Genomic DNA, 12,853 nt, shown 5'->3' with positions numbered 1-12,853 from the left:
CCGGTCGGTGCGAACTGAGCGCGACCGGCAGTCGCGCTCAGTTCGCACCGACCGTGACGATCTCGGTGTCGAGCTTCCCGCGGAGGTACGTCTCGACGTCCGGGTCGGAGGTGAGTCGACGGAGCGCGCGCCGCCAGCGACTCGCCTGCTTGTGGCCGATGACCACCACGTCGGCCTCCTCGGCGACCACCTCGTCGAGGATGGTCTCCTCGACGAGGAACCCCTCGCGGACGACGCACCGGGCGTTCGGCAGTTTGCCGAACTCCGCCTCGACCGCGCGCCGGAGGTTCGCCCGCGTCACCTCGCGGCCCCGGTGGTACACGTTCACGTGGAGAACGGTGAGCGCCGCGTCGCGCTCCTCGGCGACGCGAACGGCCTCTTCGAGCGTGCGCTTGGAGTGGCCCGTCAACGGGTAGCGAACGGGGACCACGACGAGAGTCATTGGGAGAACGGAGGCCGCCGGGACTCTTCTAACTCTCGGCTTCTCTCCGTCAGCGTACAGTCCCAGCGGCGAGTCCTCGCAGCGTTCCGAGTCCGGTTCACGAATTTCGCTCGACGATTCGACCCTCGATTGCGGGGTCGAGCCCCGTTTCGCGGGCGTACTCGACCAGCACATCGTACTGGATGCCCGCCTCGGCAACGCGCTGGGACTCCCGGAGCGTCGGGAACTCGTCGTCGGTGTGGAGCAGGTAGTCCGAGACCGCGACCGAGTAGATCTGCTCGGGGTCGAGCGGTTCGCCACCGACCCGGACCGACTCGACCGTGTGGGCCTCCGGGTCCCACGCGACCGCCGCGCCCGAGACGTGCGCGTGCCACCAGCCCTCCTCGGCGAACCCCAGATCTGGACTGGCAGCCCACTCGAAAGCGGCCCGCAGGTCCTCGCCCGGGACTTCCGCAACAACCACGCGCTCCTCGAACGGCGTCACGCTCACGAGGTCCGCGGCCGTGACCTCACCGTCGAGCGCGTCGCCGGTCCGGACCCCGCCGCTGTTCTGGAGGCCGAGGTCCGCGCCGGTCGACCACCGGTAGGCGTCGGCCACGAAGTTGCCGAGCCGGCACTCCCCACCGAACAGCGTGGTCTCCGCGCGGTCGATGGGAGTCGCAACCGTGCCGACGACCTCGTTCAGGCCGGTCTCTGCGAGCCGGTCGCGCATCGCCCGCGCGACGCCCTCGTGGACCGGCGCGTCCGCGACGCGGTGGCGGGTCACCTCGCCCGTTTCGAGGTCGACTTCGAGGACCACCGAGCCGCCGTCGCCCGGGCGAGTGAGCAGCGTTCCGTCGACGCGCTCGCGGCGCTCGGTCGGGACGTGACCGCCGAGGATGGCGTCGGCGTCGACCGCGCGGGCCAGGTCCTCGTCGCCGCGGCCGAGGTGCGAAAGCACGACCCGGTAATCCACATCGAGGTTCGCGAGCGCGTCCCGGACCGCGGTCACGGGGTCGGTGAAGTCGAGGTCGGCCGCGTCGGGGTTGATGGAAGCGGTCCGCTCGGTAGTGACGCCGACGACGCCGACCGTCGCGCCGTCGGTCTCGACGACCGCGCTCCGCTCGACGCCGGCCTCGGCTCCGAACCGCTCGCCAGTTTCGCGGCTCTCCCAGACGTTCGCGCTCACCCACGTCTGGGGCGACTCCCGGACGAGTCCCCGGAGCGCGGGACGGCCGTGGTCGAACTCGTGGTTCCCGAACGTCTCGACGTCGGGGTCGACTGCCTCGAAGAAGTCCAGCGCCTGCGCGCCGTCCTCGATCAACGCGAGCACGCCCGGCGAGGTGTTGTCGCCGCTGCCCGCGACGATGGCGTCCTCGGGCGAGTCGGCCCGGAGTTCCCGCAGGAGCCCCGCGAGCTTTCCGGCGCGCTCGGAGGTGTCGTAGACGTTCTCGATGTCGGAGTAGTGGAGGAGACGAGGGGGCATGACTCGGCGGTTGCGGTCGCGGGGAGAAGGATGCTTCGGAACCGGTCACCCCGTCTGATGGACTCCATACTGCCGCAGTCGATACGTCTGCCCGAGTCAGCACGCCTAAACCCCTCCGAGAACTACGCGGACGTGATGGAGACCATCACGACCACCGACGGCCGGACGGTGTACGTCTCCCGCGAGGAGGGCGACCGCGGCTCGAAGGGACCGTTCTTCGTCGTCTACAGCGACGAGGAGTTCCAGGATCGCTTCGGGTACGTCTGCGGGCACTGCGAGCGGGTGGACAACGCGATGGACTCGATGGGTCGCATCGAGTGCAACGTCTGTGGCAACGTCCGGAAGCCGACCGAGTGGGACGCGGCTCACGAGTAGTTCTCCGGGACCGAGGAGTCGCGACCGCGACTCCTCGGTCGCCCCGTCTCTCGCCGGTGGCTCGCCGGTGGACCTCCCATCGGGGACTCGCCGGTTCCGCTACCGACTCCCGACTCCCGGTCGCGGGGGGGGGGGGGGGGGGGGGGGGGCGGGGGGGGGGGGGGGGGGGGGGGGGGGGGGGGGGGGCCGAGCGCTGGCGCTCGGCCGCGCGACCGGGAGTCGGATGAAGGGTCACTGCAGTCGGCCACTGTGGTCGGCCACTCGGCTTTTGCGGTCGTTCGGCGTAGCCCCGACATGGCCGACGTACGCGAGGACGCGCTCGACCAGATCGAGTCCCACGAATCGCTCCTCCTGCAGGACTTCGTCCGATACGTCGAGGAGCACCACCACGACGAACCGCCGGGCGTGGACCCCGACCTGCTAGCAGCGTACGCCGAGGCGGCGACCTTCGACGTGGACATGTCGGCGATGGACGACCGGGTGGTCGACAGCGACGAGTGGCAGCCCGGCGAGAAGCTGTACGACCTCGGTGACGGCCGTATCAGCACCTACCCGCGGAGTTGGCACGAGGCGTTCTCGGACCTCGACGACCTGCTCGACCTCGTCCTGGTCATCGAATCGCAGGTCACCGAGCCTGAGGGGTCCCAGTTCGAGGCGGTCACCGAGGAGGGCGTCCCGCAGGTGAAACTCGCCAGAGTGGCGAAGGTCGTCGCCGGCATCGAACAGGAGGCGGTCGAACACCGACTCGGCGAACTCTCCGACGCGGGCGAGATAACGTGGGACCCGACAGTCCGGGACCCGCGCATCCAACTGGGCGCGGAGGATCGGTAAGTCGCACCAAAGTTTATTACGCCGTCCGTGGTAGGACCTCACGGATGGCCACTGTTAGCACACCACCCATCGAGCAGGCCCGAAGCATCTTCACCGACCTCGGGTACGCCGTCTCCGGCGACGGACGGGAGTTCGTCGCCGAGCGCAAGTGGCGCGCGGTGCGGGTCACGGCGCTGACCGACTCCGCGGACGCCCCGGACGACGGCGAGATGCGCTGTTTCGTAACGTGGGACGAACGTGCCCCGGACCTCCGACGCGAGCTTCGACGCGCGAATCCAGCGTACGAGTGGGCCGTGATCGGCGTCCGGGAGAGTGGCGACTACGAGGTGCTTCGCGCGCCGAGCAGCGCGGCCCCCGCGGTCTGAGGCCGCGAGATCTCGATTTCTACGGACTGCAAAACTGGTTCTTTCCGAAACAGGCTACCTGTCGCCCAGCTTCTCGGCCGTCGCGGCCAGCCCGGCCTGCACGTCCACGTCCGCGCCCTGCGCGTCGAGCGCGTCGCCGAGCGCGGCCATGAGATACGACACCGTCTCGGCCCGCGCCGAGTGGCCCATGCAGCCGATGCGGAAGATGTCGCCGTCGAGGTCGCCGAGCCCGGTGGCGATCTCCAGATCGTACTGGTCGATGAGGTAGTCGGTCACGTCGGTGTCGGTGACGCCGTCGGGCACCCGGACCGCGTTGAGGCTCGGGAGCCAGTACTCGTCTGGCGCGTTCATCTCCAGTCCCATCGCCTCGACGCCGGCCTTGAGCGCGCCCGCGACCTCGCGGTGGCGCTCCCAGCGTTCCTCGATGCCCTCCTCGGCGACGAGCCGGAGTGCCTCCCGAAGCGCGTACACGTTCGTGATGGGCGCGGTGTGGTGGTACGCCCGTTCGTCGCCCCAGTAGCCCTCCAGCAGCGAGAGGTCGAGGTACCACGACCGGGCGGGCTCCTCGCGGGAGAGCACCTTCTCCATCGCGCGGTCGTTCAGCGTCAGCGGGCTCGCGCCCGGCGGACACGACAGGCACTTCTGCGGGCCGGAGTAGGCCACGTCGATGTTCCACTCGTCGACGCGCAGTTCCACCCCGCCGAGCGAGGTCACGGTGTCGGCGATCACGAGCGCGTCGTGGTCGTGGGCCGCCGCGGTGAGTTCCGACACGTCGGGCTGGCGGACGCCCGTGCTCGTCTCGGCGTGGACGAAGCCGAACACGTCCGGGTCGTGCTCGGCGAGCGCGTCGGCCACGTCCGCGGGGTCGAGCGGTTCGCCCCACGGCGCGTCGACCTCGACGACCTTGCCGCCCGCGCGCTCGGCCATCGACGCCATCCGGCCGCCGAAGTAGCCGTTGGTCGGGACGAGCATCGTGTCGCCCGGTTCGACCACGTTGCCGATGGCGGCCTCCATCGCGGCCGACCCGGTCCCCGACACCGGTATGGTCCACTGGTTGTCGGTCCGGAAGGTGTACCGCAGCAGCTCCTGAACTTCGTCCATGATCTCGACGAACGAGGGGTCGAGGTGACCGACCAGCGGGGTACTCATCGCCCGGAGCACCCGCGGGTGAACCTCGCTCGGTCCGGGCCCCATCAGCGTCCTGTCCGGCGGCGTCAGCTCGCCGACGTCGGGTTTCTCCACCATAGTCGGAGGGTACCCCGCCCGATTACTTAAACCGTTGGCCCGCGGAAGCGCTATCTTTCCAGCGTAGAGACGGTCCATTATCCACGCGTTGACCCGTTCTCGGCCACTGTAACGTCGCGTTGAGTCGCTCCGTCCTCCGGACCGAATCCGGGCGCTCGGAGCGGTACGGCCGAAACGGACGGTTTCGACGGCTGAACGGTGGAAACGGTCGCGCCGGTTTATCCAGTTGTCCGCCATAGAAGTTGATGCCCCGACGGGCGCAACGGAGGCGTCCGACGGGCGAGAACGCCGAAACGGCACGACCGGACCAGCGAGAAGCGCGATCCGTTCAGCGGGGGCCGCGACTGGGGCAGTTCGCGATGCGGCCCGTTCGAGCCGGACCGATATCGGGGGAGGTCGGTTCCGGCCCGCGCGGGCCCACGTCGCACTCGGGGGAGGCCGCCCCGGTCGCACACTGCTCACGCACCGTTCCGAGCCGTCCGTTCTTCGCGTTCGACGGGGAGTCGTCGCTGTTCTCCGCAGTTCGTTCGAGGTCGGATTCGGTAGACGTTGGTAGCGTTTCGCACGAGGAAGAGGCTTATATCCGGCGGGTGCCAACGGTCCCATCCATGATGGTCGGCCACGCGATGGTGGCGTTCGCGCTCGGGACCGCCGTGGCCGCCCGGCGGTGGCCCGCCGAGCGAGCGCTGGCGTTCGGCGTCGTGGCCGGCGCGTTCGGCGCAGCCCCGGACGTCGATATGCTGTACGCGGTGTTCGGCCTCGCGCAGGTCGGTGTCGGGGGCGTCTGGGAACTGACCGCGGCGTTCTGGGAGAGCTCCCACCTCGTCCACCGGGCGGTGACCCACTCGCTCGTGATCGGCGTGATCGCCGCCGTCGGGTTCGCTGGGGCCGTCACCAATCGCGGGCGAGTGGTTGCGGCGCTGCTGTTGTCCGGGCTGGTCGCGGTCGCGTTCGTCGTGAGCGGACTGCTCGGCGGGGCGGTCATGCTGGCGTTCCTGCTGGCGGGCGTCGGCATCGCGCTCGTGGCCGTCCGGACGACCGACCTCGGACCGCCCGAACTGCTCGCCGCGGGATTGTTGGGCCTGCTCAGTCACCCCTTCGGCGACGTGTTTACCGGCGCACCGCCGCGCTTCTTCTACCCGCTGGACGTGTGGACGCCGGGTGGAGCGATGGCTGGCGGACCGATAGCCGGCGGAGCGGTGGTCGACGCGCAGGTGGTGGCCGACCGCGTCGTGTTGCTGTCGGACCCGACGCTCAACCTGCTCTCGATATTCGGCATCGAACTGGCGACCATCTGGCTCGCGGGCTACGTGTTCCTGCGGGTCACCGGACGCGGGCTGTTCGCCCACGTGGACGCTCGCGCGGCCGTGGGCGTCGCCTACGCCATCGCCGTGGTAGCGATGCCGGCCCCGACGCTCCAGGTGTCGTACCACTTCGTGTTCTCCATCCTCGCGCTCGCCATCGTCGGCGTCGCGCCTCGGCTGCTCCCGTCGCGACCGCTGCTCTCGGCGGAGTGGCACGAGACGATTACGTGGGCGATGACGGGGCTCGCGGCGGTCAGCATCGCAGCGCTGTCGTACGCGCTGGCGTACGTGCTGTTTCCGGTCGGGTGATTTTCCGGCAGAGGGATATGCAGGTCTGCCTGACATTCCGGCTGGCTGGTCTGCGCCTCCTCCACGCGCGTGAACTGGCCGACTGCTGGTACCCTGTGCTTTCTTATCCCGCGACTGTGTAGCTCGGCATATGACGAGTTCTGCGGGCACCCTCGACCGGATCGTGAACGACGCCCGCGTGAACGCCGGATTGGGCTGGGCGCTGATCGGCTTCCTCGCCCTCGTCGCGGTCGAGAGCCTCCTCGACGGCGACCTGCTCTGGGCTGGCTTCGCGGCGTTCGTCGCGGCGCTGGCACTTGCCCCGGCGGCCTCCTATCGGGAGTTGACCGTGATGCTCCCCTGGGAGGTCCTCGCGCTCGCGGCACTGCCCATCCTCGGGCGGGCGCTCGCGACGCTGATGTTCACCTCTCGGGTGGCCACCTTCCTCTCGGTGGCCGCGCTGGCGCTCATCGTCGCGGCCGAACTCCACGCGTTCACGTCGGTCAAGATGACCCACTGGTTCGCGGTCCTGTTCGTGGTCGTGACCACCATCGCCACCGCGGGCGTGTGGGCGGTAGTCCAGTGGCTCTCGGACGTCTATCTCGGCACCAAATTCATCCACAGCGAGCACCGCCTGATGTGGGACTTCGTGGCGGCCACCATCGTCGGCGGGATGGCGGGCGTGATCTTCGAGTGGTACTTCCGGCGGTTCGTCCAGGTCGACGCCCGCCTTCCCGAGGATGTCGCCGCGGCAGCTAGGCGAGGCGAGGAGTCGGTGGCCGGGGGTGACCGCCGATGAGGATCCGCGACCGGCTCCGCATCTCCGAGCGGCGACAGGAGCAGACGACCCGCGTGATGGAGATCTGCCTCGTCGGCGTGTTCTTCATCGGGCTCGACCGCGGCAACGTCGGCGTCATGGTCAACGCCGGGATGGGGCTGCTGGTCACGTTCCTCCCCGCGGTGCTGGAGCGCGACTACGACATCCCGATGGACGCCGGGCTCACCCTCTGGATCACGACCGCGGTGTTCCTCCACGCCATCGGCACCCTCGGGCCCTACCAGAGTCAGATAACGGTGATGGGCCTCGGCTGGGACAGCGTGACCCACGTCCTGTCGTCGTCGCTCGTGGCCGCCATCGGCTACTCGACCGCCCGCGCCATCGACCAGCACACCGACGAGGTCTACCTCCCGCCGAAGTTCATGTTCGTGTTCATCCTGCTGTTCGTCGCGGCGTTCGGCGTCGTCTGGGAGGTCGTCGAGTTCGGGGTCGCCGGGGCGGCCTCGATGCTCGGCAGCGACGCGGTGCTGACCCAGTACGGGCTGGAGGACACCATGCGCGACCTCATCTTCGACATGATCGGCGGCGTCGTCGTCGCCGTCTGGGGAACCGCGTACCTGACCGACGTGGTGGGCGCGCTGGGCGAACGACTCGACGGTCGGGCGCGAAAGTCGGACTGAATGGAGCCGTCGTTTCCGGCGCGGGGCTTTAAGAGCAGGAACGTCGTACCCCAGACGCCATGGTCTTCAAGAAAGTCACGCTCATCGGAACGAGTCCCGAGAGCTTCGACGCGGCGGCCGACGACGCCATCGACCGAGCCGAGGAGACGCTGGAGAACGTGAAGTGGGTCGAGGTCGAGGAATTCGGCGTCGAACTCGCCCGCGCCGCAGATCGAGAGTATCAGGCGGAAGTCACGGTGGCCTTCGAGTTGGAGGAGTAGGGATTTTACGCCTTCGAGCCATCGCTTATAAAAAGCAAGTCGAAGCAGTTCGGTTCGCGGCGTCACCATTATCACCCCGGACGCGAAAGGAGAAGGTATGAGCACCGACGCCGCATCCGAGGGCGATCCCACGCCCGAGATCGAGGTGACGGAGGACGCCGCCGAGCAGGCGCTCGACCTGCTGGAGGGCGAGAATCTCGACACCGACATGGCCGGGCTCCGGCTGTTCGTCCAGCAGGGCGGCTGCGCGGGCCTCTCGTACGGTATGCGCTTCGACGAGGAACCGGAGGCCGACGACACCGTGTACGAACACCACGACCTGCGCGTGTTCGTCGACCCCGCGAGCATGAACTACATCGAGGGCAGCGTCGTGGACTTCGAAGACGGCCTGCAAGGTGCGGGCTTCCACGTGGACAACCCGAACGTCGTGAGCGAATGCGGGTGCGGGGAGAGCTTTAGGACGTAACTTGGAGCTCTGTTTCAGTTTTCGTCGCAACTCTGACTGTTTGGATACGATTTTCTCGACCGACAGACGATTCTCGACTGCCAGATTCTAGAACGTCGGCGCGCGCGATCAACGCGCGCGAGGGACGAGAAGCGCAGCGTAGCGAGCATCGCAGGAGGCTGGGGAGGACCGAGGTTGCGGTCACGCCGAGGCGCAAGCAGTAGCTCGGTTAGAGGATTTGCCGTCAAGGGGGAAGGGTACACGAAGCTAGCTATCGCCGAGGCAGATGAGAAACCGCACAGCACCGCGACCGCGGGCCTCGTCCTCCCCAACCGCTTGCGGTCCTCGCTTCGCTGCGGTCCTCAGCCACCGGCGGACAAACCGCGTCCTCCGAGCCTTCGGTCGCTTCGCTCCCGAAGACCTCGCGCGATTTGGCGCGGCATGAAGCCGCGCCAGCACGCGCCGGGTAGAGAGATGAATCAGAGTGCGCCGAGCCGGTTAGCCAAGTTCCGAGAAACCTCGTCTACTCCCCGCCGTCGTCCTCGAACCGCTTCCGAACGCTCTCGGCGTGCGCCTCCAGCCCCTCCGCCTCAGCAAGGGTCGTAATCGTCCCCGACAAGTCCGCTAACCCGTCCTCGTCCAGCCGCTGGACCGTCGTCGAGCGCAGGAAGGTGTCCACCGACAGCCCGCCGGTGAGCTTCGCCAGCCCGTTGGTCGGCAGCACGTGGTTCGTCCCGCTGGCGTAATCGCCCGCCGCGACCGGGGTGTACGGCCCGAGGAAGACCGATCCGGCGCTGTCGATGCGGTCGAGAATGGCCTCGTCGTCGTCGGCCTGGATCGAGAGGTGCTCGGCGGCGTACTCCTCGGCGAACAGGACGGCCTCGCTGGACGAGCGCGCGCGGAACACGCCGCTCTCGTCGTTGTCTAGCGCTTCGCGGGCGACCTCGGCGCGCTCGCGCTCGGGGAGTTGGGCCTCGACCGCCTCGGCGATGGCCTCGGCAGTCGCCTCGTCGTCGGTGACGGCGACCACCGACGCCTCGGGGTCGTGCTCGGCCTGCGCGAGCAGGTCGGCGGCGACGAAGGCGGGGTCGGCCGTCTCGTCGGCGAACACGAGTAGTTCGCTCGGCCCGGCGAGGAAGTCGATCTCCACGTCGCCCCGGACCTCGGCCTTCGCCGCGGTAACCCACTTGTTGCCCGGCCCGACGATCTTCTGCACGCGGTCGACCTGCTCGGTGCCGTACGCCAGCGCGGCCACAGCTTGCGCTCCGCCGACGTTGAACACCCGGTCGGCCCCCGCGGCGTGAATCGCGGCGAGGGTGACGGGGTTCATCTCCTCGGCGGGCGGCGTCGCCACCGCGACCTGCTCGACGCCGGCCACCGTCGCCGGAATGACGCCCATCAGCGCGCTGGAGGGGTACGCCGCGGCCCCGCCGGGGACGTACACCCCGACGCGCTCGATGGGTCGGAAGCGCCGGCCGAGTTCGCGTCCGGGTCCGAACGACCGCCGCCAGTCGTCGGGAAGCTGGGCCTCGTGGAACTCGCGGACGTTCGCCGCCGCGGTCTCGATGGCCGCCCGGATCTCGTCGTCGATCTCCTCGTAGGCGCGCTCGGCCGCGTCGGTCACGTCGAGGTTGCCCACGGCGACGCCGTCGAACTCCTCGGTGAACTCCCGGACCGCCACGTCGCCCTCCTCGCGCACGCGGGAGACGATTTCTTGCACGTCCTCGCGGACCGCCTCGACGCCCGCGTCCCGGTCGAACAGGCTTCGCCGGTCGTCGGGGCCGAGGTCCGCCAACTCCTGTACGTTCATGGCGAGTGCTTCGGAGCGCGGGCGAAAAACGGTTTCCTTCCGGATGCCATCGCCCGCAGCGGGCACCGGTCCGGACGCGTGCGTCGGTCCCTAACAAGTGTGCAGCAAAGGTATTAGTGGCTTCCTCCGGCAGTTGTGCCCAATGAGTCACTCACTGGCCCGCTCGTTCGACGGGCGAACCACCGGACGGACCGTCAGACGCGGAACTGATCTCGGGACGGTGAAATCACCACCGAAAACTCCGGAGTCAGCATGAGCGGCCACGACGTCACCCTGACCGTCGACGGCACCGAGGAGGAAGTGATCGTCGAATCCCGAACGCTGCTGGTCCACGCGCTCCGGGACGAACTCGGCTACACCGCGCCGAAGATCGGCTGCGAGTCGGGCAAGTGCGGGGCCTGCACGGTCCACCTCGACGGCGAGGCGGTCAAGTCCTGCATGGTGCTGGCCGTACAGGCCGACGGCAGCGAGGTCACGACCGCCGGCGGACTCGCGGCGGGCGACGACCTCCATCCGGTTCAGCAGGCGTTCCACGACGAGCACGGCCTCCAGTGTGGTTACTGCACGCCCGGGATGGTGATGACCGCGACCGACCTCCTCGACGGCGACTCCGACCCCGACCGCGACGAAATTCGGACCGCGCTGAAGGGCAACATCTGTCGATGCACCGGCTACCAGAACGTCGTGGACGCGGTCGAATCGGCCGCCGAGGAGATGGATGCCGGTGCCGCGGAATCGAGCAGTTCGACGGAAGGGCCCGTCGAGACGGCGGACCACGCCGAGACGGCGGACCACACCGAGACGGCAGACCGCGCCGAGACACCGGGAGGCGAGGACTGAGATGTTCCCCGGCGAGTTCGACTACCGCCGGGCGACGAGCGTCGAGGAGGCGCTGGACCTGCTGGCGACCCACGGCGATTCCGGGGCGGAGACGGTAATCATCGCCGGCGGGCACGGCCTGCTCCCCGAGATGAAGGCCCGCGAGGCGACCCCCGAGGTCGTGGTCGACGTGAGCGACCTCGACGACCTGCGCGGGATCGAAGCGGGCGAGGCACCCGACGAGCCCACCGTCGTCGGCGCGCTCACGACCCACGCGACCCTCGCCGACTCTCCGGTCGTCCGCGACAGCGCGACCGTCGTCTCCGAGGCGGCCTCGGCGGTGGGCGACACCCAGATCCGCAATCGCGCCACCGTGGGCGGCAACCTCGTCGAGGCCCACCCGGCCGCGGACCTCCCGGCTGCGATGGTCGCGGCGGACGCCACGCTCGCGCTGGTCGGCCGAGACGGCGAGCGAACGGTTCCGGCCGAGGAGTTCTTCCGCGGCGATGGCGATACCGCCGTCGAGGACGGCGACCCTGCTATCGAGAACGACGAACTCCTGACCGAGATACGGGTGCCGAGCGCGCCCGCGGCCGGCGGGGCGTACGCGAAGAAGACCCATCCGGCCTCCGGGTTCGCGCTGGTCGGCGTCGCGGCGTCGGTCGCGGTGACCGACTGGACCGTCACGGCCGCGCGCGTGGTCGCCAGCGGCGCGACGAGCGCGCCCGCGCGGCTCCGAAGCGTGGAGGACGCACTGGTCGGCCGGTCGGCCGACCGCGACACGATCACCGACGCGACCGAGGGCGCGGGCGACGAACTCGACGCCGACGAGGTCCGAAGTGACGCCACCGCCTCGGCCGCGTTCCGCACGCACCTGCTCTCGTCGTACGCGGAGCGCGCGTTGACGACCGCGGTCGACCGCGCGACCGGTCGCGCGGTCGACCGCGGTCGTCAGCAATAGATTATCGCGGCCGTCCCACCACCCCGGTCAGAACGGAGCCTGCGGGCCGCGGCTCGGCCCTTCGTCGCTCTTCGCGCGCTCCATCGGCGTCGACCCGACCTCGACGCGCTGGTTCGGGTTCGCCGAGAGATCGCCGGTTTCGAGGTACGTCGCTTCGAGGTCCGCGAGCTGCTGGTTGATCTGCTCGCTCTCGTGGTGCATCTCGTCGGCTCGAACCCTGACGAGGTCGTACTCGTGGCGGTCGGCGAGCCCGTTCCACGCGCGAAACGACCCCATCGTTAGCGTATGGGTCTGCGGACAGAACGGGGTCGTCGGGGTGAACTCCGCGCGAAGGACCCTGCGGTCGTCGGTCGTGCCGGGATTCTCGTTTTCCTCGCCGAGAAACTCGTCATCGTCTTTCGCGTTCTCGGCGACCTCCTCGGCGTACCGGTAGCCCGCGTTCTCGTGGCGCGTGTCGAGGTTCAGCCGCGCGAGGTTGTAGTTGAACGTCATGTCGTACACCGTCCGCTCTTCGAACAGCTCGCGGGTCACGTCGTGGAACGCGACGTGGTCCTCGCCCGCGAGCACGTCGTGCCCTTGGAGGAACGCCCCAGGAACCGGAATGTTCTCGGGGACGAACTCGTCGTACCCGTCGAACAGCCCGCCGTCCTCCCCAGTGCCCGCGTCCCCGCCAGCATCCCCGTCAGCCTCCCCGCCGAAGTGCGACCTGAATGGGTTCATGGATGTGGGTACGGGACCAGCGGTGGTGGGGCTACTCCCGAATATATTCCCGTCCGCGGTGTCGG

Annotated in this window: 15 protein-coding genes; 10 read left to right on the top strand and 5 right to left on the bottom strand. The window is 69.1% G+C overall.

Annotated elements, in window-relative coordinates; genetic code table 11:
* Positions 1-37: 37 nt before the first annotated feature.
* Both DPQ64_RS06880 and DPQ64_RS06875 read right to left on the bottom strand, forming a co-directional pair.
* A complete protein-coding gene (locus DPQ64_RS06880) occupies positions 38-442 on the bottom strand; it encodes a universal stress protein (RefSeq protein ID WP_115863618.1) in 405 nt (134 codons plus the stop codon).
* A gap of 97 nt (positions 443-539) precedes the next feature.
* Positions 540-1,907, bottom strand: a complete 1,368-nt coding sequence (locus DPQ64_RS06875) for a bifunctional metallophosphatase/5'-nucleotidase (protein ID WP_115863617.1) — start codon at positions 1,905-1,907, stop codon at positions 540-542.
* A gap of 135 nt (positions 1,908-2,042) precedes the next feature.
* Between DPQ64_RS06875 and DPQ64_RS06870 the strand changes: the two genes are divergently transcribed.
* The 3 genes from DPQ64_RS06870 to DPQ64_RS06855 all read left to right on the top strand — a co-directional run bounded on the left by DPQ64_RS06870 (position 2,043) and on the right by DPQ64_RS06855 (position 3,478).
* Positions 2,043-2,282: a DUF5816 domain-containing protein gene (locus DPQ64_RS06870; protein WP_115863616.1), complete on the top strand. Its 240-nt coding sequence runs from the start codon at positions 2,043-2,045 to the stop codon at positions 2,280-2,282.
* A 294-nt stretch (positions 2,283-2,576) separates the two neighbouring features.
* The gene (locus tag DPQ64_RS06860; RefSeq protein ID WP_115863615.1) at positions 2,577-3,113 is read left to right on the top strand and encodes a hypothetical protein; all 537 of its coding nucleotides are present in this window, start codon (positions 2,577-2,579) and stop codon (positions 3,111-3,113) included.
* A gap of 44 nt (positions 3,114-3,157) precedes the next feature.
* Complete coding sequence (locus DPQ64_RS06855; RefSeq protein ID WP_115863614.1) at positions 3,158-3,478, top strand: DUF7116 family protein; 321 nt, start codon at positions 3,158-3,160, stop codon at positions 3,476-3,478.
* Positions 3,479-3,532: 54 nt separating this feature from the next.
* Here DPQ64_RS06855 and DPQ64_RS06850 read toward each other — a convergent pair whose 3' ends face one another.
* Positions 3,533-4,723 (bottom strand): pyridoxal-phosphate-dependent aminotransferase family protein, encoded by a 1,191-nt coding sequence (locus DPQ64_RS06850; RefSeq protein WP_198662038.1) that lies wholly within the window; start codon positions 4,721-4,723, stop codon positions 3,533-3,535.
* A gap of 608 nt (positions 4,724-5,331) precedes the next feature.
* On the opposite strand from DPQ64_RS06850, the gene DPQ64_RS06845 reads away from it, so the two are divergent.
* The 5 genes from DPQ64_RS06845 (at position 5,332) to DPQ64_RS06825 (ending at position 8,499) form a co-directional block, all read left to right on the top strand.
* On the top strand, positions 5,332-6,336 hold the full coding sequence (locus DPQ64_RS06845; protein WP_115863613.1) for a metal-dependent hydrolase: 1,005 nt from the start codon (positions 5,332-5,334) through the stop codon (positions 6,334-6,336).
* A gap of 130 nt (positions 6,337-6,466) precedes the next feature.
* Entirely contained in the window at positions 6,467-7,114 is a 648-nt protein-coding gene (locus DPQ64_RS06840; RefSeq protein ID WP_115863612.1) for a hypothetical protein, read from the top strand.
* A complete protein-coding gene (locus tag DPQ64_RS06835) occupies positions 7,111-7,773 on the top strand; it encodes a hypothetical protein (protein WP_115863611.1) in 663 nt (220 codons plus the stop codon). Before DPQ64_RS06840 ends, DPQ64_RS06835 begins: the two co-directional genes overlap by 4 nt.
* 59 nt (positions 7,774-7,832) lie before the next feature.
* The gene (locus DPQ64_RS06830; RefSeq protein WP_115863610.1) at positions 7,833-8,033 is read left to right on the top strand and encodes a dodecin; all 201 of its coding nucleotides are present in this window, start codon (positions 7,833-7,835) and stop codon (positions 8,031-8,033) included.
* Between the two features lie 97 nt (positions 8,034-8,130).
* Positions 8,131-8,499, top strand: coding sequence for a HesB/IscA family protein (locus DPQ64_RS06825; protein ID WP_115863609.1), 369 nt, complete (start codon positions 8,131-8,133; stop codon positions 8,497-8,499).
* A 502-nt stretch (positions 8,500-9,001) separates the two neighbouring features.
* Here DPQ64_RS06825 and hisD read toward each other — a convergent pair.
* Positions 9,002-10,288 carry a histidinol dehydrogenase gene (hisD, locus tag DPQ64_RS06820; protein ID WP_115863608.1) on the bottom strand — a complete coding sequence of 429 codons (1,287 nt, stop codon included), beginning with the start codon at positions 10,286-10,288 and terminating at the stop codon, positions 9,002-9,004.
* Between the two features lie 252 nt (positions 10,289-10,540).
* On the opposite strand from hisD, the gene DPQ64_RS06815 reads away from it, so the two are divergent.
* Entirely contained in the window at positions 10,541-11,128 is a 588-nt protein-coding gene (locus DPQ64_RS06815; RefSeq protein WP_115863607.1) for a (2Fe-2S)-binding protein, read from the top strand.
* Between the two features lies 1 nt (position 11,129).
* The gene (locus tag DPQ64_RS06810) at positions 11,130-12,068 is read left to right on the top strand and encodes an FAD binding domain-containing protein (protein ID WP_115863606.1); all 939 of its coding nucleotides are present in this window, start codon (positions 11,130-11,132) and stop codon (positions 12,066-12,068) included.
* 27 nt (positions 12,069-12,095) lie between these two features.
* On the opposite strand, the gene DPQ64_RS06805 is transcribed toward DPQ64_RS06810, so the two are convergent.
* Positions 12,096-12,788 (bottom strand): hypothetical protein, encoded by a 693-nt coding sequence (locus DPQ64_RS06805; RefSeq protein WP_232820502.1) that lies wholly within the window; start codon positions 12,786-12,788, stop codon positions 12,096-12,098.
* Between the last annotated feature and the right edge of the window lie 65 nt (positions 12,789-12,853).

This window comes from Halorussus litoreus, from assembly GCF_003382685.1.
GTDB classification, from domain to species: domain Archaea; phylum Halobacteriota; class Halobacteria; order Halobacteriales; family Haladaptataceae; genus Halorussus; species Halorussus litoreus.
The sequence above is the reverse complement of the archived record's forward strand: the minus strand, read 5'-3'. Positions and strand labels throughout refer to the sequence as shown.